The organism is Streptosporangium sp. NPDC050148 (genome assembly GCF_055586505.1).
In genome coordinates this window covers 114,909-137,719 of the sequence record NZ_JBVJIA010000002.1, presented here as the reverse complement: position 1 = coordinate 137,719, position 22,811 = coordinate 114,909, and the positions used below count along the sequence as shown (strand labels likewise).

Annotated in this window: 21 protein-coding genes; 11 read left to right on the top strand and 10 right to left on the bottom strand. The window is 73.1% G+C overall.

Going from position 1 to position 22,811, the window contains the following annotated elements; genetic code table 11:
* The first annotated feature begins 145 nt into the window (after positions 1 to 145).
* The 4 genes from ACZ6RT_RS02400 (at position 146) to ACZ6RT_RS02385 (ending at position 4,166) form a co-directional block, all read left to right on the top strand.
* Positions 146 to 1,645 (top strand): peptide MFS transporter, encoded by a 1,500-nt coding sequence (locus ACZ6RT_RS02400; RefSeq protein ID WP_470151990.1) that lies wholly within the window; start codon positions 146 to 148, stop codon positions 1,643 to 1,645.
* Between the two features lie 50 nt (positions 1,646 to 1,695).
* Positions 1,696 to 3,456, top strand: coding sequence for a glycoside hydrolase family 15 protein (locus ACZ6RT_RS02395; RefSeq protein WP_399188511.1), 1,761 nt, complete (start codon positions 1,696 to 1,698; stop codon positions 3,454 to 3,456).
* 186 nt (positions 3,457 to 3,642) lie between these two features.
* The gene (locus tag ACZ6RT_RS02390) at positions 3,643 to 3,894 is read left to right on the top strand and encodes a hypothetical protein (protein ID WP_344903238.1); all 252 of its coding nucleotides are present in this window, start codon (positions 3,643 to 3,645) and stop codon (positions 3,892 to 3,894) included.
* Positions 3,895 to 3,995: 101 nt separating this feature from the next.
* The gene (locus ACZ6RT_RS02385; protein WP_470151988.1) at positions 3,996 to 4,166 is read left to right on the top strand and encodes a hypothetical protein; all 171 of its coding nucleotides are present in this window, start codon (positions 3,996 to 3,998) and stop codon (positions 4,164 to 4,166) included.
* Positions 4,167 to 4,198: 32 nt separating this feature from the next.
* Here ACZ6RT_RS02385 and ACZ6RT_RS02380 read toward each other — a convergent pair whose 3' ends face one another.
* Positions 4,199 to 4,804 carry an RNA polymerase sigma factor gene (locus ACZ6RT_RS02380; RefSeq protein ID WP_470151986.1) on the bottom strand — a complete coding sequence of 202 codons (606 nt, stop codon included), beginning with the start codon at positions 4,802 to 4,804 and terminating at the stop codon, positions 4,199 to 4,201.
* A 128-nt stretch (positions 4,805 to 4,932) separates the two neighbouring features.
* Here ACZ6RT_RS02380 and ACZ6RT_RS02375 point away from each other — a divergent pair, with 128 nt between their 5' ends.
* The 4 genes from ACZ6RT_RS02375 (at position 4,933) to ACZ6RT_RS02360 (ending at position 9,317) form a co-directional block, all read left to right on the top strand.
* Positions 4,933 to 6,039: a dynamin family protein gene (locus ACZ6RT_RS02375; protein WP_470151984.1), complete on the top strand. Its 1,107-nt coding sequence runs from the start codon at positions 4,933 to 4,935 to the stop codon at positions 6,037 to 6,039.
* Positions 5,976 to 6,830, top strand: coding sequence for a hypothetical protein (locus ACZ6RT_RS02370; protein WP_470151982.1), 855 nt, complete (start codon positions 5,976 to 5,978; stop codon positions 6,828 to 6,830). Before ACZ6RT_RS02375 ends, ACZ6RT_RS02370 begins: the two co-directional genes overlap by 64 nt.
* A gap of 121 nt (positions 6,831 to 6,951) precedes the next feature.
* Entirely contained in the window at positions 6,952 to 8,883 is a 1,932-nt protein-coding gene (locus ACZ6RT_RS02365; protein WP_470151980.1) for a dynamin family protein, read from the top strand.
* Positions 8,884 to 8,936: 53 nt separating this feature from the next.
* Complete coding sequence (locus tag ACZ6RT_RS02360) at positions 8,937 to 9,317, top strand: VOC family protein (RefSeq protein WP_344903251.1); 381 nt, start codon at positions 8,937 to 8,939, stop codon at positions 9,315 to 9,317.
* 64 nt (positions 9,318 to 9,381) lie between these two features.
* Here the strand turns inward: ACZ6RT_RS02360 and ACZ6RT_RS02355 are convergent, their stop codons facing one another.
* The 4 genes from ACZ6RT_RS02355 to ACZ6RT_RS02340 all read right to left on the bottom strand — a co-directional run bounded on the left by ACZ6RT_RS02355 (position 9,382) and on the right by ACZ6RT_RS02340 (position 12,831).
* Positions 9,382 to 9,669, bottom strand: a complete 288-nt coding sequence (locus ACZ6RT_RS02355; protein ID WP_399188499.1) for a hypothetical protein — start codon at positions 9,667 to 9,669, stop codon at positions 9,382 to 9,384.
* A gap of 129 nt (positions 9,670 to 9,798) precedes the next feature.
* Entirely contained in the window at positions 9,799 to 10,695 is an 897-nt protein-coding gene (locus tag ACZ6RT_RS02350; RefSeq protein ID WP_470151977.1) for a TIGR03620 family F420-dependent LLM class oxidoreductase, read from the bottom strand.
* A gap of 129 nt (positions 10,696 to 10,824) precedes the next feature.
* Complete coding sequence (locus tag ACZ6RT_RS02345) at positions 10,825 to 11,160, bottom strand: ArsR/SmtB family transcription factor (protein WP_399188495.1); 336 nt, start codon at positions 11,158 to 11,160, stop codon at positions 10,825 to 10,827.
* A 135-nt stretch (positions 11,161 to 11,295) separates the two neighbouring features.
* On the bottom strand, positions 11,296 to 12,831 hold the full coding sequence (locus tag ACZ6RT_RS02340; RefSeq protein ID WP_470151975.1) for a S1 family peptidase: 1,536 nt from the start codon (positions 12,829 to 12,831) through the stop codon (positions 11,296 to 11,298).
* A 206-nt stretch (positions 12,832 to 13,037) separates the two neighbouring features.
* On the opposite strand from ACZ6RT_RS02340, the gene ACZ6RT_RS02335 reads away from it, so the two are divergent.
* Entirely contained in the window at positions 13,038 to 13,865 is an 828-nt protein-coding gene (locus tag ACZ6RT_RS02335) for an alpha/beta fold hydrolase (RefSeq protein ID WP_470151973.1), read from the top strand.
* A 193-nt stretch (positions 13,866 to 14,058) separates the two neighbouring features.
* Here ACZ6RT_RS02335 and ACZ6RT_RS02330 read toward each other — a convergent pair whose 3' ends face one another.
* Positions 14,059 to 15,006, bottom strand: a complete 948-nt coding sequence (locus ACZ6RT_RS02330; RefSeq protein ID WP_470151971.1) for an NAD(P)/FAD-dependent oxidoreductase — start codon at positions 15,004 to 15,006, stop codon at positions 14,059 to 14,061.
* A gap of 427 nt (positions 15,007 to 15,433) precedes the next feature.
* Here ACZ6RT_RS02330 and ACZ6RT_RS02325 point away from each other — a divergent pair, with 427 nt between their 5' ends.
* The gene (locus ACZ6RT_RS02325) at positions 15,434 to 16,639 is read left to right on the top strand and encodes a hypothetical protein (RefSeq protein ID WP_399188481.1); all 1,206 of its coding nucleotides are present in this window, start codon (positions 15,434 to 15,436) and stop codon (positions 16,637 to 16,639) included.
* Positions 16,640 to 16,777: 138 nt separating this feature from the next.
* On the opposite strand, the gene ACZ6RT_RS02320 is transcribed toward ACZ6RT_RS02325, so the two are convergent.
* The 3 genes from ACZ6RT_RS02320 to ACZ6RT_RS02310 all read right to left on the bottom strand — a co-directional run bounded on the left by ACZ6RT_RS02320 (position 16,778) and on the right by ACZ6RT_RS02310 (position 21,446).
* Positions 16,778 to 19,315 carry an Hsp70 family protein gene (locus ACZ6RT_RS02320; protein WP_470151969.1) on the bottom strand — a complete coding sequence of 846 codons (2,538 nt, stop codon included), beginning with the start codon at positions 19,313 to 19,315 and terminating at the stop codon, positions 16,778 to 16,780.
* Between the two features lie 208 nt (positions 19,316 to 19,523).
* Complete coding sequence (locus tag ACZ6RT_RS02315; protein ID WP_470151968.1) at positions 19,524 to 20,480, bottom strand: hypothetical protein; 957 nt, start codon at positions 20,478 to 20,480, stop codon at positions 19,524 to 19,526.
* A gap of 39 nt (positions 20,481 to 20,519) precedes the next feature.
* Positions 20,520 to 21,446 carry a S66 peptidase family protein gene (locus ACZ6RT_RS02310; protein WP_470151967.1) on the bottom strand — a complete coding sequence of 309 codons (927 nt, stop codon included), beginning with the start codon at positions 21,444 to 21,446 and terminating at the stop codon, positions 20,520 to 20,522.
* A 30-nt stretch (positions 21,447 to 21,476) separates the two neighbouring features.
* On the opposite strand from ACZ6RT_RS02310, the gene ACZ6RT_RS02305 reads away from it, so the two are divergent.
* Positions 21,477 to 22,367 carry a sulfotransferase family protein gene (locus tag ACZ6RT_RS02305; RefSeq protein ID WP_399188473.1) on the top strand — a complete coding sequence of 297 codons (891 nt, stop codon included), beginning with the start codon at positions 21,477 to 21,479 and terminating at the stop codon, positions 22,365 to 22,367.
* A 63-nt stretch (positions 22,368 to 22,430) separates the two neighbouring features.
* Here ACZ6RT_RS02305 and ACZ6RT_RS02300 read toward each other — a convergent pair whose 3' ends face one another.
* Entirely contained in the window at positions 22,431 to 22,805 is a 375-nt protein-coding gene (locus ACZ6RT_RS02300) for a transposase (protein WP_399188471.1), read from the bottom strand.
* Between the last annotated feature and the right edge of the window lie 6 nt (positions 22,806 to 22,811).

The window sequence follows — 22,811 nt, the reverse complement described above, 5'->3', positions numbered from 1 at the left end:
AAGTGGCATGCATCGCACCACACGCCGTTCCCTCCGGACAAGCCCCTGAAAGGGAGAAGAAACGCCACCGTGCCCGGCCGCGCCCGCGTGTCGCCGGATCTCGTACGTAGAGTGTCCACTCGATCACACGTCGTCAGGGGGGCGCATGTCATCGCAGGGACCGGCTCGCGAGAGGACCTTCTTCGGGCATCCGCGCGGCCTCGCCACCTTGTTCGGCACCGAGCTGTGGGAGCGCTTCAGCTGGTACGGGCTGCGGGCCATCCTCGCGACCTTCATGGCCGCCTCCCCCGCGACCGGTGGCCTGGGCCTGAGCGAGCAGACCGCGCAGGCGGTCATCGGCATCTACGGCGCCCTCATCTACCTGGTCGCCCTGCCCGGCGGCTGGATCGCCGACCGGGTGCTCGGGGCCCGCAGGGCGGTGCTCTGGGGCGGTTTTGTGATCATGTTCGGTCACATCAGCATGGCCGTCCCGGTGCGGGGCGGCGTCTTCGTGGTGCTCGGGCTGCTGCTGATCATCGTCGGGACGGGCCTGCTCAAGCCGAACGTCTCCACGATGGTCGGCAGGCTGTACCCGCCGGACGAGGACGGGCGCAGGGACGCGGGCTTCTCGATCTTCTACCTCAGCATCAACATCGGAGCCTTCGTCGCCCCCCTGGTCGTCGGCTGGCTGGCCTCGGGGGACCGCTGGCACCTGGGCTTCGGCGCGGCGGCGGTCGGGATGGCGCTCGGCCTGGCGCAGTACGTGCTGGGCGGGCGCCACCTGCGGGGGGTGGGCGAGCGGCCGGGGCACCGGATGACCTCGGCCGAGCGCGGGCACTTCCTGATCGCCGTCGCCGTCGCCGTCGTGGTGGTCGCCGCCGCGCTGGCCGCCTGGGTGGCGTCCGGCACGTTCACGCTGGACGCCTTCGCGCTGGTGATGACGCTGTTCATCGTGGCCGTTCCGGTGCTGTACTTCGGCTACGTGCTGCTCGGCAGCCACAACCTGACCGGCGACGAGCGCTCGCGGGTGAAGGCCTACGTCTGGCTCTTCATCGCCTCCGCGATCTTCTGGATGATCTACGACCTGGCGCCGACCGTGCTGCTGTTCTTCGCGCAGAACAGGACGGACCTGTCGCTGTTCGGCCTGCGGATCACCCCCGCGACCACCCAGGCGTTCAACCCGTTCTTCATCATGCTCCTGGTGCCGGTCTTCGCGGCCCTGTGGGTCAGGCTGGGCAACCGGGTGAGCGCCCCGCAGAAGTTCGCCGCGGGCCTGTTCCTCAACGGGGTGAGCTTCGTGCTCATGGCCCTGGCCGCGCGGCTGGCCCTGGGCGGCAGGATCTCGGTGTGGTGGCTGGTGCTGGTCTACTTCGTCCAGGTCTTCGGGGAGCTGGCACTGAGCCCGGTCGGGCTCTCGGTCACCACCAAGCTCGCCCCCGAGGCGTTCAAGAGCCAGATGCTGGGACTGTGGTTCATCTCGTTCTCGGTGGGCGACGCGGTGGGCGGGCAGACCTGGCGGCTGAGACGGTACATGTCCGAGCCCGCGTACTTCCTCACGCTGGCGGGCATCGCCATCGTGGCGTCGCTGGTGCTGCTGGCGTTCGCCGGCCGGCTGCACGCGATGATGCGCGAGCATCCGGCGGAACGGGCCGTCGCGCCCCCCTGACGCCCCTCCGGGGGGAGCGCGCACCTCGGGTGAGGCACTAGCGTCGAGGCATGTGGATCGAGGACTACGCGCTCATCGGCGACATGCAGTCGGCCGCCCTGGTCGGCCGGAACGGCTCCATCGACTGGCTCTGCCTGCCGCGGTTCGACTCGCCCTCGTGCTTCGGGGCGCTGCTGGGCGACAAGAAGAACGGGCAGTGGTGGATCGGGCCGGCGCACGCCGAGCGCCCGCGCGCCACCCGGCGGCGCTACCGGGGGGAGACCCTCGTCCTGGAGAGCGAGTGGGACACCCCGACCGGCACCGTGCGGGTGACCGACTTCATGCCCACCCGTCACACCAACCCCGATCTGGTACGGATCGTCGAGGGCGTGTCGGGGGCGGTGGAGATGGCCACCGAGATCCGCATCCGCTTCGACTACGGCCGGATCGTGCCCTGGGTGCGCCGTGACGGGGACATCCTGCAGGCCGTCGGCGGGCCCGACTCGGTCTGGCTGCACTCCCCCGTCCCGCTGGAGGGCGGCGACTACGCCCACCACGCCACGTTCACGGTGTCGGAGGGGGACAGCATGGCCTTCGTCTTCACCTGGCACCCCTCGCACGAGCCCCGGCCCGACGAGATCGACCCGCACCACCAGCTCGCCGAGACCGAGGCGCTGTGGGCCGAGTGGGTGGAGAAGTGCACCTACCGGGGGCCGTGGCGGGACGCCGTGGTCCGCTCGCTCATCACGCTCAAGGCGCTCACCTACGCCCCCACCGGCGGCATCGTCGCCGCCCCCACCACCTCGCTGCCCGAGGACATCGGCGGCGTCCGCAACTGGGACTACCGCTACTGCTGGCTGCGCGACGCCACCATGACCCTGGACGCGCTCATCGGCGCCGGGTACCTCGACGAGGCCCGCGCCTGGCGCTCGTGGCTGCTGCGGGCCATCGCCGGCCGCGCCCAGGACCTGCAGATCATGTACGGCGTCGCCGGGGAGCGGCGGCTGACGGAGCTGGAGCTCGACTGGCTGCCCGGGTACGAGAACTCCCGGCCGGTCAGGATCGGCAACGGCGCCGTGGAGCAGCTCCAGCTGGACGTCTACGGCGAGGTGATGAACTCCCTGCACCTGTCCCGCGTCTCCGGGCTGGAGGCCGACCAGCGGGCGTGGACCCTGCAGTTCGAGCTGATCTCCTACGTCGAGCAGCACTGGGGGGACCCGGACGAGGGGCTGTGGGAGGTCCGCGGGCCGCGCCGGCACTTCGTGCACTCCAAGGTCATGTGCTGGGTCGCCCTGGACCGGGCCGTCCGGCAGGTGGAGGCGTTCGGCAAGCCCGGCCCGCTGAAGCACTGGAAGGAGCTGCGCGACCGGATCCACGCCGAGATCTGCGACAAGGGCTTCGACCCGGTACGCGGCACCTTCACCCAGTCGTACGGCTCGCAGGAGCTGGACGCGGCGCTGCTGCTGATCCCCATCGTCGGTTTCCTGCCCCCGGAGGACCCGCGCGTGGTCGGGACGGTGGAGGCGATCCAGCGCGAGCTGATGGTCGACGGCTTCGTGCTGCGCTACCCGGTCTCCCCCGACAACGACGTGGACGGCCTGCCCGGTGGCGAGGGCGCGTTCCTGGCGTGCAGCTTCTGGCTGGCCGAGGCGCTGGCGATGATCGGCCGCAAGGACGAGGCCGTCGAGCTGTTCGAGCGCCTGCTCGCGCTGCGCAACGACGTGGGCCTGCTGGCCGAGGAGTACGACCCCCGTTACAGGCGGCTGGTGGGCAACTTCCCGCAGGCGTTCAGCCACGTGCCCCTGATCCACACCGCCCGCGCGCTCAGCTGAGCCGTCCGGGGCGACCCGCGGGCGGTCACGCGGCAGGGAGGGCCGGTCTGGCCGGTCTCCCCCGGCCGGGGGACCGGCAGGACCGGCCCTCGGAAAAATGATGCGGAAAAGTCGGCGGACGGCCGCAACAATCCGGGGCGATCGCGACTCTCATCCGGTGGAACACCACCGGAAAGGGACAGACCAATGAGCGATTTCGACGTGACCACGGACTTCATCGACTATGACGGCGACGGGGGCACCGACGCCCAGCTGATCGACGTCAACGGGGACGGTCTCGCCGACGAGGAGCGCTACGACACCGACGGCGACGGCGTCACCGACGTCGTCTACCTCGACAACGACGGTGACGGCTACGTCGACGAGACGCGGGTCGACCTGAACGGCGACGGCGTCTCCGACTACACCGAGACCGCGGGCCCCTTCCCGGCCGTCTGACCCGACCGTCCGATCACGCGAACCGGCGTGAGCCCGCCCGACCCGCACCGAGGGGGAACCCGGACCGGGGTCACGCGGGCCGCCGACCAGGAAGGCGACCGATGAGGGACCGAGGCGCGCTCCTCGCCCTGCCGCTCCCGCTTCCGCTGCCGTTGCCGCTGACGCCCGTGGCGGTGGTGGTCGTGCCGGCCGCCGTGGCCGCGGGCCCGTACCTGTGGCACCGGAGCCGCCCGGCCCCGCTCCCCCCGCCCTCCACGGGGGCGGAGCGGTGAGCCGTCCCGTCCCGGGCGGGCCGGAGGGGTGGTCAGCCGTCGGTGAGCCCGGCCCGCAGCCGCCGCCTGCCCCGGTGGATCCAGACCCGTACCGTGTTGAGCGGCACGCCGAGCGAGACCGCCACCTGCTCGTAGGTGAGGCCGCCCGCCCACAGCAGCAGCACCTGGCGCTGGGAGGGCGGCAGCGCGTCCATCGCCCGGCGCAGGTCCGCCAGCCGGGCCACGGAGTCCTCGAAGGGCTCGGTGACGGCCGACGCCTCGTCCACCTCGGCGAAGACCACCCCGGCGGGACAGCGGCGCCGCACCACCGTGTACGCGGCGTTGCGCGCGATGACCATCACCCAGGAGCGGAAGGACGACCTGCCCTCGAAGGCCGCGAGGCCGCGCCAGGCCGCGAACTGCGTCTCCTGGAGCGCGTCGAGCGCGTCGGCCCGGTTGCCGGTCAGCTGGTGGCAGAGGCCGAACGCCTGGCGCTGGGCCGTGTCCCAGAGCGCGCGGAAGGCGCCCTCGTCACCCGCCCTCGCGCGGACGAGCAGCAGGACCTCCTCGGCCCCGGCCACCGCGCCGCTCCCCGCTCCGGTCCATGTCCCGGCGGGGAGGTCGTCGGCCACGGTGGCGCCCGGCGCCACGGTCGTCATCCGGTCGTCCCTTCTCACCGGGCGAAAAATCAGCTAATGACACCACGTCCCACGACATAGGGCGCGAAGTACCGCGTCATGATATTGGACCGTAACAATCCTGGATTCAGGCTGATTATGGAGACACCATGAGGACCGGGCCCGCGGAGCTGCTGCGCCGCCTGTGCGACACCACCGCGGCCCGGCTGGCCGGCTCGCACCTGCGCGAGCGGGTGGCGCAGGTGCGCGCCGGCCTGGACGCGCCGCTGCGGGTCGCGGTGGCGGGCGCGGTCAGCAGCGGCAAGTCCACGCTGGTGAACGCGCTGCTCGGGCTGCCCGTCGCACCGGTGGACGCCGGCGAGTGCACGTTCGTGGTCACCCGGTACGAGTACGGCGAGGACGACGGCCGCATCACGATCGAGCTCACCGACGGCGGTGTGGCCCACTCCCGGCTGCTGCCCGGCCATCGTCTCCCCGCCGACCTCGGCGTCGAGGTGTCCCGGATCCGGAGGCTGCGGGTCGCGCTCGACCTGCCCTCGCTGCGCACGGTCACCGTCGTCGACACCCCGGGCATGAACACGGTGACGGCGGCCAACGAGCGGGCGGCCAGGAGCATGCTGTTCGGCTCCGGTGACGAGGACGACCGCGCGCAGGCGATGATCTACGTGCTCCGCTACGTGCAGAGGTTCGACGACGCCACCCTGGCGGAGTTCCGCGCGCTGACCGACGCCTCCGGCATGAGCTGCGTCAACACCCTGGCCGTGCTCGGCCAGGTCGACCGGCGCGGCGACGAGGACGACCCCTGGCCGACCGCCAGGAGGCTGGCCGCCCAGGGGTACCGGGACCTGCGCATCTCGGTCTTCGACGTGGTCCCGGTGATCGGCCTGCTGGCCGAGACCGCGCGGGCCCGGCCACTGGACGCCGAGGAGACGGCCGCGCTGGAGGCGCTGGCCGCGATGGACGAGGACGACCTGGAGGACCACCTGCTGGACCTGGAGGACTTCCGCACGGCGCCCGAGCTGCCCGTACCGGCGAGGGTGCGGCACCGGCTGGTCGAGCGGCTGCACCGCTACGGCCTCACCGTCGCGGTGCGGGCGGTGCGCGAGGCCGGGACCGCCGATCCCGGGGCGCTCACCACGCTGCTGCTGGAGCGCTCGGGGTACCCTCGGCCGGACGGGCCGCGACCGGTTCCGTGGCCGCGGGCCTGGCCCACTTCGCCCGCCGCGCCGACCAGCTCAAGGCGCTCGACGCGCTGACCCGGCTGCGCGCGATCGCCCGGACGCCCGCACTGGGGTCCGACCGCGTCACCCTGGACGCGCTGGCGGCCCAGCTCGACGAGAACCGCCCGATCGCGACCGCCCTGGGCGGCCTGCGGATCTTCACCGCCGCCGAGGCGCTCGGCCGCGGGACGCTGGTCCTGAACGAGGAGATGACCGGCGAGCTGCTCCGCCTGGCCCGTCACGACGAGCCCGCCGGGCGGCTCGGCCTGTCCGCCGAGGCGTCCCCGGACGAGATCGCCGCCGCGGCCACGGCGGCGGCGATGCGCTGGCGCACGCTCGCCATGATGAGCGAGGGCCGCACCGGCGGGCAGCGGGCCCGGGACGTGCTGACCGTGCTGGAGGACATGGTCGCGGCGGCGCTGGACGAGCGGGAGCGCGCCGACGGCGCCGACGCCGCCGACGGCCTCCCCGGGAACGGCCCCGGTGGCGGACCCGGGAACGGCCCCGGTGGCGGGCCCGGGAACGGCGGGCCGCTTCCGGCGGTCCGGGTGGACCCGGCCGCGATCGAGGCGTTGCGCGCCTCCCCCCTGGTCCCGGCCGACGACCGGCGGGCACTGGAGCTCCTGGTCACCGGGACCGAGCTGGCCACCCAGCTCGGCGCACCGCCCGGTGCACCGCCCGTCGAGGTCGCCGGTCACGCCGCGGCCCTGGGCGCCCGGTTTCGGATCCTCACCCACCGGCCGCTCTCGCTGCGGCAGCGACGCGCGGCGGAGACCCTCTGCGAGGCGTACGAGACCATCTGGTCGCGCTACGGGACCGGTTCCTGAGCCGCCGTCCCCGGGACGCGCCCGCCCGGCCGCCGCTCTCCCGGCCCCGCGACCCCATCCCGCGGCCCGCCGCCCTTCCCCCCGGGACCGAGGTCCCGCCCCCTCACGCTGGAGGTGTCCGATGACGAGCCCCGACCCGAACGGCCCGGTGGCCCGGCTGCTGCGCTACGCCAACGAGGTCCACGCGCTGGCCGGGCGGTGCGGCAGGCCGGACCTGGCGGAGGTGCTGGCCGCCTGCGCGGGCCGCTGGCAGGACGAGTGCACCGACGTCGTGGTCGCCGGTGCGCAGAAACGCGGCAAGAGCCGCCTGCTCAACACCCTGGTCGGCCACCCCGACCTGCTGCCCGTCGACGCCGACGTCGCCACGAACTGCTTCCTGTCGCTGCGGCGCGGCCCCCGCCTGACCGCGGTCGTGCACCGCAGCACCGGCGCGGGCCCGGTCCGGACGCCGATCACCGTCGAGTCGATCCCCGACCACGCCTCGATGCGCGGCGACGCGGGCAGGCGCCGCGACGTCGTCAGCGTCGACGTCACCGTGGACTCCCCCCTCCTGGACGGCCTGCGGCTGCTCGACACCCCGGGCGTGGACAGCCTGACGGTGGGGCACCGGCAGGTGACCGTGGCCATGCTGCTGCGGGCCGACGCGCTGCTGTTCACGCTCAGCGCCCAGGACCAGCCGGTGCTCCGGCACGAGCTGGAGTTCCTCGCCGAGGCGGCCGAGCGGGTGCAGGCGATCGCGTTCGTGCTGACCAAGGTGGAGGACTCGGCCAACTGGCGGAGCCTGATGGAGGAGAACAGGACGCGGCTGAGGACGTTCGTCACCGAGGCGATCGCGGCCGATCCCGGAAGGGCGGCGACGCTGGCGCCGCTGCTGGAGGCGCCCTGGTTCCCGGTGAGCGCGAAGCTGGCCGAGGCCGCCGAGGCCAAGCGGCGCGAGGGACGCGCCGAACGGGCGGACTCGCTGCGGGCGCGCAGCGGCATGGACGCGCTCGAACGCCACCTGCGCGGCTTCGCCGAGGGCAGGGACTCCGCGCGCGGTGCCACGGTGGTCGCCGCCGCCCTGTCGGTGCTGGGCACGCTGGCGACCGGCGCCGGGGACGACGTCGCCGCGGGCTCCGACGACCAGGGCGACGTGGCCGCGCGCCTGGCGGAGGTGGACGCCGGGCTGGCCGAGCTGGCCGAGCTCTCCGGCCGCCGCAGGGCGGGCGCGGTGGCCAACACCTTCCTCGGACGCGAGGTCGCGGGCATCGTGGCCGCGCGGGTCGCCGAGATCCGCCGGCCGTACGAGAACACGATCGCCACGCTGAAGAAGCAGGACCAGATCGACCGGTACATGGCGGAGCTGCCCGAGAGCGTCCAGCGTTCCCTGGAGGCCGCCTGGTCGCAGATCGTCCACGACGTGGAGAGGCTGGCCAGGACCACCCTGGACGCCTTCGCCCGCGACCTCGGCATGGACCCGGTCGACCTGGCCGGAGGGGGGCGCGCGATGCCGGGCCTGTCGCAGGTCCAGGTGAGGGGCGACCTGGCGGCCGACGAAGCGGGCGACGTGGACCTGATCCGGGACGTGCTGCCCTCGGCCTCGATCGGGCTCTCGCTGGGCGGCTTCGCCACGGCGCTGCTCGGCCCGGTGGGCTTCGTCCTGGTCGCCCCGGCCATCGGGGCGGCCATCTTCATGGGACGCCGCTCGATGGAGAAGGTGCAGCGCAGCCAGGCCGCGATCAGGGGGGCGCTGCGCGACCAGTTCTCGGTGGTCGCCCGGGAGATGACGCTCGACCTGGAGCGCATGGTGGCGACCTGGCGGGTGGGCGTCGAGCAGACCGCGGACGAGAGCCTGGCCCGGCGACGCAAGGAGCTGGAGACCAGGCGCGCCGAGCTGAGGTCCGCCTCGGCCCGCTCGGCCGCCGACCGTCTCAAGGCCCGGCGGTCCGGCCAGGACCGCATCGCCGCGATCGGCACCCTCACCACCCGGGGACGGGAGCTCCGCGCCGAGCTGGCCGCCGCGGTGGCCGCCCTGGGCGCCGGGCGCGCAGATATCTCCGGCGCCTCCGGGTAGGCCGGACCGCGGGGGAACACGAGGGATCAGCAGGGACCACGAGGAGGAGACACGTGACGAGCCGGTTCGCGCAGTGGACACTCGACGTGCACGACAGCCGGAGGATGGCGGCGTTCTGGTCGGCGGCGCTGGGGTACGAGATCGAGCACGACGGTGAGAGCCCGCACCTGTGGCCTCCGGCGGACGCGCCGCGCGGCTCGCTCACCGTCTGGCTCCAGCAGACGGACGCCCCCAAGCGCGACAAGAACCGCAACCACCCCGACCTGCACGTCCCCGACGGAGGCGACGTGCAGGCCGAGGTCGAGCGGCTGGTCGGGCTGGGCGCCACCCGCGTCGACGTCGGCCAGACGGGCGAGGAGGGCTTCGTCGTGCTGGCCGACCCCGAGGGCAACGAGTTCTGCCTGCTCCACCGGCGTCATCCCCAGGGGGCCTGAGGGACTCTAGGGACCCTGCCGGGCCCGCGGCCGTTCCGGCTTTCCGGCTATTCCGGCGTTCCGTCTACAGGTCGCCGAGCTCGCCGAGCGGCTTCGTCCAGTGGTCCCGGTCGCGGGGGTCGTCGTCGAGCAGTGACCCTGCGTCGGCGGCGTCGGCGGCGGAACGGCCGGGGCCGGTGACGACGTGCAGGATCCGGTTGAAGGTCTTGAACGCCTCGTCGTCGCCGACGCGCATCTCCCCGCGGTTCATCCGCCCGTACCAGTACTTCTGCTCGTCCTCGATGCGGGGAAGGAGCTGGTTACGGCTCAGGGTCCGTGCTTCCTCGACGGTGAGACATGTGAAGCGTGGCATACGGCGATTGTTCCATCCCGGGCCGTGACCTCACAGGCTCGCGCGGCCGACTCGCCGGGGAGGCGGGACCGGCCGCGGCCCCGGACGCCCGGAGCCGGGTGGGCCCGGACTCCGGGCGGGCCGTCGCCCCTACCCCGCGGCCGGTCCGGGCCGCAGCGCCTCGGCGAGCAGCCGCCACTGCGGCATGGCCGACCGGCCGGGCTCGACGCCGATGACCTGGACGCCGACGTGGTCGGCCCCGGCGTCGAGGTGGCCGTGCAGCCTGCGGGCGATCGTGTCGAGGTCCCCCCAGAACACGAGGTCGTCGACGAGCCGGTCGCTGCCCCGGCCGCCGTCGATGTCCGCCTCGGTGTAGCCCAGGCGGAGGAACTTGGCGATGTTGTACGTCGTGCCGAAGTAGACGTGCAGGTGCTCGCGTGCGATCTCGCGCGCCCTGGCCGGGTCGGTCTCGAAGAGCACCGCGTGCTCGACGCCGAGGAACGGGCCCTCCCCCAGCACCTGGCGCGCCTGCGCGGTGTGCTCCACCGTCACGTGGTAGGTGTGGGCGCCCCCGGCCCGGTCGCGGGCGAGTTCGAGCATCTTCGGCCCGTACGCCGCCAGCAGGCGCCGCATCGGTGCCCGCGGCGCGGGGTTGGCGCTCGTCGCCGCGTCCATCTCGTCCAGGTACTCGCCCATCGCCCGCAGCGGGCTGGTGACCCCCGGGCGCTCGCCCCCGAAGCCGAGGCCGAGCAGGTGGCGGTCGGGGTAGGCGTCGGCCAGGAGCGTCGCCGCGCCCCGGGTCCACCGCGCCCCCCGGGACCAGATCTGCGCGATGCCGTTGACGACGGTCATGCGCTCGGTGCAGGACAGCAGGAACCCGGCGTGCGTCATCGCCTCGCGCCCGTCGCGCTCCGGGATCCAGAACGCCCGCCAGCCGAGCTCCTCCAGCTCCTGGACGGAGTCCCGCATCATGCTCGCCGGCCGGTCCTCGAAGTCGAACGTCCAGACCCCGAAACGGCCCAGGTCCATCCCCTCGATCGCGCCCATGTTCCCCTCCCGGACGACGGTCCGGGACCGTCTCTCGTGATCTCCAAGTGAATCGAAGTATCGCATAATGTCGATATGAAGCAAGTCGGGTCCGGCCGGACCGGGGTCTCCCCCGCGGGTCACATGCCGCTAGAGCGAGCGTCCGAGCTCGTCGACGAGCCGGGCGATGCGCTCCTCGTCGCGCCGGTAGTGCGTCCACTTCCCGACGCGGGTGGAGCGGACCAGCCCGGCACGCTGCAGCTCGGCCATGTAGGCGGAGACGGTCGACTGCGCGAGCCCGGTCTTGGCCTGGATGTGGCTCACGCACACGCCGACCTCGTCCGCGACCGCGCCCTCCACCGGGAAATGACGCTCGGGGTCGCGCAACCACTGGAGCACCTGGAGCCGCACGGGATTGGCGAGCGCCCTGAACACGTCGGGCAGCTTCGCGAAGGCGTCCGGTGAGGAGTCGGCGTATGTCGTCATGAGTCGTCGAAGCGAGTATAGGTCGGCCGTGACGGCCCGAGGAATCCCGTGTGACGCCGGGACGGGCCGCGAGACCGCGCCATCGGCACCACCGGCGGCACCGGCACCACCGGCGGCACCCGCGGAGCCGGAGGCTCAGGGCGCCGTGAATCCCAGGACGTAGGGACCGGAGCCGACCGTGGCGGTGATCCGGTAGCGGTAGGAGCCGGGCGTGCCCTGGTGGCTGACCATCTCGTCGGAGGTCACCCTGTCACCGGGTACCACGGTCAGCCACTTCAGGCCCGTCCACTTCTCCAGGTACAGGTCGAAGTCGGCACCCTCCGGGCCGTCCACGCACCCGACGTGCAGGCCCGCGACGGCCGAGCGGTACGGCTCGGCCGGCTGGTAGTCGTCCTGTCCCTTGACCAGGGTGCCGGTCACCTGCCGCGGGTACCCCGTGCAGGTCCGGGAGGCCCCGGGCAGCAGGTCGTCCCCGGTGGTCTTCAGGGTCAGGCCGTAGGCGGTGAGGATCGCGGCGATCGGCTGGAAGTAGGTGGTCCCGCCCGAGGCGCAGTCGCCCGAGCCTCCGGAGGTGACGCCCTGCGCCTGGTCGATGGAGATGATCGGGCCGCCCGAGTCGCCGGGCTCGGCGCAGATGCTGGTGCGGGTCAGCTCGCTGACGACGCCCCCGGGGTAGGTGACGCTGGCGTTGAGCTGCTGGAGGCGGCCGCACTGCCAGTCGGTGGTGGAGCCGGACTGGCAGACCGAGGCGCCCTCGACCGCGGGCCGGGCGCCGGAGACGGGCACGGTGGAGCCCGCGCCGCTGTCCACCGCGGGGATCGTCCTCCAGGATTCGTTGACGGTGATCCAGGCGTGGTCGCCACCGGGGAACGTCGAGGCCTGGAAGACGCCCTGGGGGACGCGGTTGAAGCCCGTGGTGACGTCCCCCGCCTTGCCGCAGTGGCCGGCGCTGACGAACCCGGACCGGGTGCCCTTGAGCACCGAGAAGCCGACCGAGCAGCGGTTGACCGGGCCGACGTAGTAGGCGGCGCCGCCCACCAGCTCGTACGAGGGGGCGCTCAGGGGCAGGGGGATCTCGACGGAGGGCAGCACGGTCACCGCCGCCCGGTCCACGCCGGCCTTCTGCACGAAGGTCTCGACCCGGTGCGGGGTCGTGGCCAGGACGATCACTTTGTTGCGCTTGACGTCGACGTAGCGCACGCTGGAGAGCAGCGGCTGCGGGGGCAGGGCGGCGTCCAGCTTCTTCCTGATCGCCACCAGCTGTGCCAGTGAGCGCGGGACGACCTCGGCCTGGGCGCCCTCGACGATGATCTGGGGGATGTCGGCGGCGCTGGTGGTGGCCACCACCAGGGTGTGCGCGGTCTTGGTGCGCAGCCAGGCACCGCCGAAGCGGACGCCGAGCCTCTCCTTCAGCCGGGCCGCGACCGCGAGCAACCGGTTCTCGTTGATCAGACGGGTCTCGGCCTCCTCCCTGCTCATGTTCAGGTCCTGCTCGATGGCCTCCAGCATGCCCGGCGGCGGTTTGACGGCCGAAACGGCCGGGACGGCTGGAGCGGCCGCCGGGGCGAGGACGACTCCGCCGGGCCGGTCGGCGCGGGCCGGAACGGCCGCGAGGGCGAGCGCGACGATCACCGGAACGCATCCGGCGGCAAGGACGGGCCTGCGGACCATGAACTTCTCTCCCGGGCGTCGATGTCGGCACACGGGGGGAAGATCATTCATGCCGGGCGCCACTGAGCGCGCGACATGGACGGAACCACCTTAACGAGTCGGTGCGCGATCGCGGCGAGGCGCGCAGGCGGTCATCCGGCCGGTTCCGGACCGAAGATCGAGATCCTGGCATCACGGCTCCCGGGCCGCGATGCCAGGATGAGGGAATGATCGGTTTCACGTCGTACGACGGGACCGCGCTCGTCTGTCACGAGCGGGGAGAAGGACCGGCGCTCGTCTGCCTGCCGGGCGGGCCCGGACGGTCCTCGGGATACTTAGGAGATCTCGGCGGCCTGTCGGCCCGGCGCCGGCTCCTCCTGCTGGACAACCGGGGAACCGGCGAATCCGCGGTGCCCCGTGATCCGGACACGTACGCGATGGACCGCATGGTCGCGGACGTCGAGGCGCTTCGGGTGCGCCTGGGGTTCGAGCGGATGGACCTGCTCGGGCATTCGGCGGCCGGAGGGCTGGCGCTGCTGTACGCGGCCCGGTACCCCGGACGGATAGGGCACCTGGTGCTGGTCACACCGAGCGTGCACCCGGCGGGGATCGAGATCACCGACGAGCAGTGGTGCGCCCGGATCGAGAGCCGGGCCGGTGAGAGCTGGTACGAGAGCAGGCTGGTGGACCTCGAGGCGTGGGAGGCGGGCGACGAGAGCCGGCGCCTGAGGGCGCAGCCGTTCTTCTACAGTCCCTGGAACGAGACCGCCGAGGCGCACGCCACACGGTTCGCCGAACGCTCGGCCGAGGCGGCGAAGCGCTTCCACACCGGCATGCCCGCCCCCGAGCGGACCCGGGCGGGCCTGGCGAAGGTCACCGCGCCGGTCCTGGTGATCGCGGGAGAGCAGGACCCGGGACCGTCGCCCGCGCACGCGGCCGAGCTGGCCGGGATCTTCCCCCGCGGGACCAGCGTCGTGCTGCCCGGGGCCCACTACCCCTGGGTCACCGCTCCGGAGGCCTTCGCCGAGGCCGTCGAGGGATTCCTCGGCGGTTAGCCGACCGGCGGCACGTCCGAAGGTGTCGTGGCCGGGTGGCCCGATGCGTCGTCCACGACGGTCGGCACCCGTGCCCCGACCGGGATCTCCGGGATCGGGAACCCCTCCGCGGCCTCGTCCCGCCGTGAGGGCCACGGTCGACTCCGGTTCTCAGGGACCGGCCGTCACGGTCGTCTCGCGAGCGGCGCGGCGGTCAGGACGCCCTTCTCTCGTCCTGCTCCGCCGAGGCCGCGGCCCGGGCGGCGAGCGCGGCCCGCACGTCCGCCTCGACGAGGTCGGCGTTGATGGCGATCGCGGTGACCAGGCCGTTTCCCGCGGCGGTGATGACGTGCGCCGTGTCATGGGCGACGTTCCCGGCCGCCCACACGCCGGGCACGCTGGTCAGGCCGTCGGGGTCGGTCCGCACCCAGCCGTTCTCGTCCATCTCGCATCCCAGGGCGGTCAGCAGGTCGTCGTTGGCCGTGGAACCGGGGGTGACGAACATCGCGGCGACCGGGACGACGTCCCGGCCGGTGACGCGTACACCGGTCAGCCGGTCGTCCTCGACCACCAGCTCCGTGACGGGACCCTCCACCACGGACACGTCACGGGCGTCGAGCCTGCGCCGGTCCTCGTCACCGATCGGCACCTGCTGCAGCAGCGTCACGTCGTCCGACCACTGCCGCAGCATCAGCGCGTGCTCCGGCCCCTCCTCGTCGGTGCCGAGCACGCCGATCGCCTCGTCGCGCACCTCGTGACCGTGGCAGTAGGGGCAGTGCAGCACGTCCCTGCCCCAGCGTTCGGCGAGGCCCGGCACCGGGGGGAGCTCGTCACGCAGGCCGGTCGCCACCAGCAGCCGCCGCGCCCGCACCCCCTCCCGGCCCTTGAACTCCACCAGGAAGTCCTCCCCGTCCCGCCGTACCCCGGTGACGGTCTCCTCCATGACCTCGCCACCGTAGGAGTGCACCTCCTCCCGGCCCGTCTTCAGCAGTTCGGCGGGGTTGGTCCCCTCCCGGGACAGGTAGCCGCGCACCTGTGCGGCCGGGGCGTTACGAGGCGTCCCGGCGTCGACCACGAGAACGCGCCGCCTCGCCTGGGCGAGCACCGACGCCGCGTTGAGCCCCGCCGCTCCGCCTCCGATGACCACCACGTCGTATGTCATGGCGTCGCACTCCCCCGTGTCTGACCTGCCAAACCATCGACGGGGCGGGAAGAGGCGGCGTCCGCTCGCCCGGCGCCCGACGGTGCGGCCCTCGGATGCGGCCCCGATCCGGGGGTGGTCACGACGGGAGCAGCGCCGGAAACGCCGTCGGAAGCATGCCCGGAACGGCCCGGATCCGCCGCCCCGGGAGCACCGACGGAGACCGCCGGGAAGGCCGTCGGGAGCACCGCCGCGAACGCCTCCGGAAGCACCTCCTGAACGGCCCGGATCCGCGGCCCCGTCACCGGCGCGTTCTGACTTCGGCCGCTGACCCCCAGCGTGAGAGCCACGTCGAATCATCCTTTGCGGAAACCGGATTGGCCCTTGAGAAGAGGGGTATCGGAGGCTCTCCGCACTCGTCACTGCTTTAGAAGGAGCGAGAGCACGTATGACCTTCAACCCCTTGCAGGAGCGGGGCATCCCGCTGGACAGGCAACTGCGCAACTGGCGTGAACTCAACGTCACCCCCATAGACCCCGATCACGGCGACCCGTACACCCGGTGCCGGATCATCGCGCTGAACGGCATCGAAGTCGAGTCGATCATGTTCAGCCACCAGTTCGCCCGGCACTGCCCGGACCCGGCCGTCAAGCAGCAGCTGGCCGAGGTCCGCTACATCGAGGCCCAGCAGCAGAAGGTGGTCAACTGGCTGCTGCCCGGCCTGGCGTCGGTGCTGGAGACCACGATCGCCTACGAGCAGGTCGCGGTGGACCTGACCGCCTGGGTCGCCCGGATGGAGCCCGACCCCTACCTCAAGCGCGCCTACGAGTTCGGCGTCCTGGAGGACTTCGACCACCTGTACCGGTACGCCAACCTGTACGAGATGATCGAGCACCGCAAGGCCGAGAAGATCGTCGACAACCTGACCGAGGTCACCCCCGGCCGGCCGACCTACCTGCACCACCGCCACCCGGTCGACAACGTGCGCGAGCCCTACGACAAGAACGTCGTCGACCCGCTCTCCCGGCTGCACGCGCTGACGATCATGGCGGCCGAGCAGCAGACCATGAACTTCTACATGAACGTCGGCCCCACCTACATGGAGCCGATCGCCCGCCAGCTGTACCAGGAGATCGGGCTGATCGAGGAGGAGCACGTCACCCACTACGAGTCACTGGTCGACCCGGGCGAGACCTGGTGGGAGCAGCTGCTCACCCACGAGTACAACGAGTGCTACCTCTACCACTCGTTCATGGAGACCGAGTCCGACCCGAAGGTCAAGGCCATCTGGGAGCTGCACCTGAACATGGAGCTGGAGCACCTGCGCCTCGCGGCGGAGATGTTCAAGCGTCATGACGGGCGCGAGCCCGAGCAGGTCCTGGCACCGGTCCTGCCGGCGCCGGTGACCTTCGAGCCGAACAAGGCGTACCTGCGCCAGCTGCTGACCGACACGATCGACTTCACCACGATCGGCACCGGCTACGTCAGGGACATGCACGAGCGGTTCGAGGGCTGGCAGGCGGCCATCCACGGTGGCGAGAAGCCGCCGAGCGAGATCGTCATCGACGAGAACCGCAGCAAGTCCGGCCGGGAGTACCGGCTGGAGACGGAGGGCCCGCACCCGGTGTCCTCGCTGCGCGCCGACGAGGGCTGAGCACCGGCCGCAGGACGCGCGTCGTCGGACGCGGGCCCCGGGGAGACTCCCTCCCGGGGCCCGCGTTCGCGTGTGCCCTCGGCCTTCGACCTCCGGGAGCGTCGAAGGCCGGAGACCGGGGGCGGCGGGACGTCACCGTCAGAGCGGCAGGTGCACCAGGGTCGCAGGGTGGTCGCGGGTGGCACCGGCCGCATCGGCGGGACGGTGCAGGCAGAGCAGGCCGGTGGGGACCCGGACGACCGGCTCGAACGTGCCGGGCGTGCGGTGCACCTCCCGCGCTCCCGCGGGGGTGACGTGCAGCAGCCTGCTGCGGCCCGCGTCCAGCATGGTCATCCACATCGAGTCGCCGTCGGCGACCAGCCGGGGACGCTCCCGGCGGTGCCGGGAGGTGAGGTGGCCCGCGAGGGTCGCCGACTGCTTGCCCATCAGGAACTCCGGCTTCTGGGAGCGCCGGTCGAAGACGCCGACCGACCAGCCCCTGGCGGGACTCACCTGGTCGGCGCCGACCGCGTAGATCTCGTTGCCCGCAGGGAACCAGCGCAGCGCGCCGCCGCGCGGGCGCGGCATGACCAGCCGGGTCCTGCCGTCCGCGGTGTCGGCCTCCAGTCCCGCCGAGCCGGAGGTGAACCACCTGCCCCGGTGCAGGACCACCTGGTGCAGCCAGGCGCGTCCCGGCTCCCGCACCGTCGGGCGGACCACGCCACCGGGATCGATCAGGCAGAGCACCTGCCACGGCCGGAAGCCGTGGTGCGCGTTCTGGAACACCGGCTTGTCGCCGCTGAACTGCCCGAGCACCACGGCGCAGCCCGGCGCGCCCACCGAGGACGACGGCTCGGTACCGCTGGGCGCCTCCTGGTCGACCAACCGGCGCCGCCTGTCGCCCTCGTTCAGGAACCACCGGGCGTACGGGCCCAGCTCGTGCCGCCGGGGGGCCTGGAAGGCGAACCCCCCGCCCAGGTCGAGCTCGATCATGGCGAGCTGCCCGGTCTCGCCCCAGGGCAGGCCCACCGAGGCGTCGACCGGGACAGCCGGCCGTGAGTGGAAGAAGACCCAGGCGGTACGGCCGTGGGCGATCACGGCCGGGTCGCCCCACATCTGCATCGGGTGGGTGGCGCGGACGGCCAGGTCGGGGGTGAGGGTACGGACCAGCACCTGGGCGGGCCCGCCCCGCTCCACCGCCACGACGCCCTCCGGGGAGGCGTCCCACTCCACGAGCCTGCCGAAGGCGAGCTCCCGGTCGTGACGGCCGCCGATCCCGTCGAGCCTGCGCAGGACGTGCCCGTTGCCGAAGGCCTGGTGGACGAGGACGCGGCCCGCCGCGACGCGCGCCTCCAGCACGCCGTCCATGACCTTCTCGATCCCCTGGACGACGGGCCCGTCCGCCGCCCCCCTGGCCCCCGCGGCGCCTCCGCCGACGGGGCCGTGGTGACCGCCGGTACCGGGAACGGGACCTGGGACGAGCCCGGGGACGGGACGGGACCCGGGGCCGGAGCCCGGCCCGGGAGCGGTGACCATGTGCCCTCCGGTGGCGCCCCCGCCGGACGCCCGGTGCCCACCGGCCGGAACGCCCGGCACCGGCGCGCCCGGCTCGCGGCGCTCCACCTTCAGCTTCCAGGCCAGCTGCGCGGCACCGTACGCGACCACGACCTTCGGGTCGTCGTAGGTCCTGACCCGGTCGCCGAAACGGTCGCGCACCGCCTTCTGCACCAGCGGCATCCGGCTGGGACCGCCGGTCATGAACACCGCGGCCAGCTCGTCCGGCTCCACCCCGGCGCCGCGGATCGTCCGCTCCAGGATGTCGACCGTTCTGGCGATCTCCTGCCCGATGAGGTCCTCCAGGTCGGCCCGGGTGATGTGCACGTCCTCGTTGATCCCCACCACGTAGTGCGAGGAGGTGTCGAACGTCGAGAGCGTCTCCTTCGCCTCCCTGGCCATGGTGAGCAGATCGGCGGCGTAGCTCACGTAACGACGCTCGGGGTTGGTGGTCACCTGCAGCCACCAGTCGGCGTCGAACCGTTCGATCTGGCTCCCGAGGAACGCGAACACCTGCTCGTCGAACCCCTCCCCGCCGATCTCGTCGCTTCCGCCCGGCTCGCCGACGACCGCGAAGTCGCCGCCGTCCTCGGCGAGCACCACCGCGTCGAAGGTGCCCCCGCCCAGGTCGTAGACGGCCAGCCGCGACCCACCGGCCGCCCACCCGCCCGAGGCGTAGTAGCGGGCCGAGGCGACGGGCTCGTCGACGAGCGCGATCCGCACCCCGCTGACGACCTTCTTGGCCGCGGCCAGCAGGACGGCCCTGCGGTCGGCACCCCAGGCCACCGGGTGGGTCAGCGCGATGCAGTCGGGGTCGGCGCCGTCGAACCGGCGCCTCCCCTCGGTGACGAACGGCTCCAGCAGGGCCGCCAGGGCGTCGGCCACGTCCACCGGGACGCCGCCCAGCAGCATGCGGCCGCGCCCGACATAGCGTTTGGGGTTGCGCTCGACGCGCTCGGGGCTGATCGCGATGCCGCGCTGGGCGATCCGGCCCGCCACGAGCGTCCCCCGCTCGTCCAGCATGACGGCGGAGGGGATCCGCCGCTCCCCCTCGACCTCCAGGACGTCGAAGCGCCCCTCGGTCGCCATCACCCCGGCGGAGAAGCTCGTCCCCAGATCGACACCGAGGCACCACTGCGCCATGTCCCACCCCTCGTTGATCCCGCCCCCATCATCCCGTATCCGGCACCCCCGTCCGGGGCCGTGCGGGACCGTGCGGGCAGGCGCGGACCGGTCCGGGATCCGGTACGGCGGGAGCCGGGACGACCACGGAACCCACCCGGGACCACCGGTGTCACCGGAACCCAACCGGGACCACCGCGGGGTCCATCGGGGCCCGCCGCGCGGCGGTTCAGCCCTCCGCGCCGCCCTCGGACCGTACGGCCAGGGCGGCCAGGACGCGGGCGAAGTCCGGCGGGGGCGCGACCACCAGCCGGGTCTGCCCGTCCTGGTCGATCAGGTCGGCCCTGATCAGGGAGAGACGGCCGGCGTGCCACCAGTAGACCTGCGGGCTGAGGGCCCCGGCCCGTCGTTCGAACTCCCGCTGGGCGAACAGCCGCAGCCTCTCGATCGCGCGAACCACGCCGATGCCCTCGACCGGGTGGACGATCAGCGTGGCCGGGTCGGGCAGGGCGACGAGGACGCCGTCGGAGGGGACGGGCAGGTAGTCGCCCAGCCTGCGCAGGTGGGCCGCGGCGCCCTCGGTGGGGCCGGTCAGCCTGCGGACCGCCACGCCGCCGAGGTCGCCCTCGGTGACCGAGAGCCGCTCGTCCCTGCGGGCGTTCTCCAGGGCCAGGTCGAGCGCCTGCCCGGCGGTGATCGGCCAGCAGCCGACCTCCTCCGGGCGGACCGGGCGGGCGGCCGAGCCGGTGGGGGCGGTGGGGGCGGTGGGGGCGGGGCCGATGGTGAGCACCTCGACCAGGTCGGCGGTGAGGTGACGGCCGACCACGTGGGCCGGGTCGAGGTCGTCGTCGAGCTGGATGCGGGTCCGCAGCAGCGGGCGGACCTGCCTCAGGTCGCAGGCGTCGAACGGCTCGTCGGCGGTGGCCAGCGCGTGGGTCAGGTGGCCGGAGACCAGGACCGGCCAGTCCTCGCGGGAGCGGCGCAGGGCCTCGGCGCGCAGCCCGGCCAGGCGTACCGTGAGCCGGCGCGGGCCGGTGAGCGTCAGGGCGGCGCCGTCCGGGTCGAAGGCGCAGGCGTAGCCGAGATTGTCCGCGACCAGGGCGAGCAGGGAGTCGAGATCGACGTCTTCGACCGGCCGCCTGGGCGTCTCGGTCTTCCGGTCGCGGTGCCGCCGAAACAATCTCACGCGTGCGCCCCCTCTGCCGGTTTCCTCCTAGGTTCGCACCTAGAGTGCCGTGCCCGCGCCCCCGGTTGAGTAGGCCAGAGAGCACGATTCTGCATCAATAACACCAAGTGTCCCTAGTAATACGGAAAATTGTGGCATTCCATGACCTATCGGGAGACCGGCGATGACGGGCACGCCGAGCGGCCCGAGGAGCTCCTCCAGCACCGGATAGGGGTCGGCGCAGCCCACCCAGGAGCCCAGGACGAACCCCGCGGCCCCGTCCAGCGAGCCCGCCTGGAACAGCTGGGTGATCATCCGGTCGATCCGGTACGGCGCCTCGGCCACGTCCTCCAGCAGCACGATCCTCCCCCGCGCCGAGAGCGCGTACGGGGTGCCGCAGAGCGCGGCCAGCAGGCTGAGGTTGCCGCCGGTCACCGGGGCGGTGACGGTGCCTGCGCTGATCACCCGGTCACCGGTGATCCGCGGTGGCGTCCCGGCGAGGGCGGCGGTGAAGTTCTCGAAGGTGCGCGGCTCGGGCCCCTCGGGGTCGCTGATCGTGGAGCAGGCCGGCATCGGGCCGAACCAGGAGGCGATGCCCAGCTCCGCGGCGAGGGCGGCGTGCAGCGCGGTGACGTCGCTGGAGCCGACGAACGCCTTGGGTCCGGCGGCCCGCATGGCGTCCCAGTCCAGCAGGCCGAGGATCCGGGTGGCGCCGTAGCCGCCGCGGGCGCAGAACACCGCGGTCACCTCGGGGTCGCACCAGGCGTCCCGCAGGTCGGCCGCGCGGGCGGCGTCCGGGCCCGCCAGATAGCGGTCCCGCTCCAGCACGTGCGGGCCGACGCGGACCTTCAGGCCCAGGTCCTCCAGGACGCGGACGCCGCGCGCCAGCCGCTCGGGGTCGGGGGGGCCGCACGGCGCCACCACGGCCACCGTGTCCCCCGGGCGCGGCGGGGGTGGGAGCGGTGACCCGGCGGCCGGTTCGTTCACCTCGCAAACGGTGCCACACTGGGCTTTCATATGCGACCTCCGCCCCACATCCTGGTGGTCAACGGCATCAAGGTCCGCCGGCCGGTTTTCGTGCTCGCCGCCCCGCACTCCGGCGCGGACCTGCTGGCCCGCGCCCTGAAACGCTCCCCAGGCTTCCACGTCACCATGGGGCGGGCGGCGGTGGCGAACGTCGTCTACGCCTTCGCCCGGCGTCCCTCGATCGCCGGACGGGGCATGGGGGCGACCCGCGTGCTCCGCGACGCCCTGGCCGAGTCCTGGCAGCTCCTGCCCGGCGCCTGCGAGGAGTGCCCGCCCCCCTGCCGGGAGGCCGGCGGCGTGACCGGGGCGGGCCCGTGCACGACCTCGGACGCCGTGGCCCGCTTCGGCGACGCCAGTCCCGACCTGATCTACAGCGCCTCGGTGCTGCTGCAGGCCTTCCCCGACGCCCGCTTCGTCCAGCTGATCAGGGACGGCCGCGACGTGGCCGCCGACATGCTGGCCGACCCCGCCTCCCTGGCCTGGTTCAAGCCCTCCATGCTGAGCGAGGAGACGGAGTTCCCCAACCCGTTCCTCGGCGTCAACTCCGGCGAGCACAGCGAGCGCTGGAAGGCGATGCCCACGGCGGGCAAGTGCGCGCTGCGCTGGCGCAGCGCGGTCCGGCTCTCGGCCACCCTGCACCACGAGCTGCCCCGCGACCAGCTGCTCACCCTGCGGTACGAGGACCTGGTCTCCTCCCCCGCCGAGACCGTGGACGGCCTCTCCCGCTTCCTGGAGACCAGGGTGCCCAAGGTCGCCCTGCTGGGCAGGAACGTGCCCAAGGTCGGCGTCTGGCGCACCCGGCTGCGCGAGGCCGACACCGAGCTGGTCTCCAAGGTCGCCCGCGAGGAGCTCGCCCGCCTGGGCTACGTGCAGCCCTCCTGAGACCGGGCCGGCCCGCCCGGCGGGACGCCCACCGGTCCGGCCCCCCTCCGTCCGGCGGGACGCTCACCGGTTCGGCACCTCGAACGTCGCCCAGGGCCGGATGTCCTCCGGTGGGACGGACCGGCGCCCCGTCCGGGCGGCGGGGACACCTCCCACGCTCCCGGCACTTCCGCCGCCGGGGTGCAGGACCTTCAGGATCGTCTCCCAGGTGCCGTCCAGCGTCCAGCGGCGGTGGCGGTTGTAGACGGTCTTCCACTTCCCGTACGTCTCCGGCAGGCTGCGCCAGGAACAGCCGGTCCTGGTGCGGAAGAACACCCCGTCGATGATCGTGCGGTGGTCGGCCCACCGGTTTCCCTGCCGGGCGTGAGCGGGCAGCAGCGGCGCCAGGGACTCCCACTCGTCGTCGGTCAGGTCATCGCGTCTCAGGCGGTCTTCCACGACCCC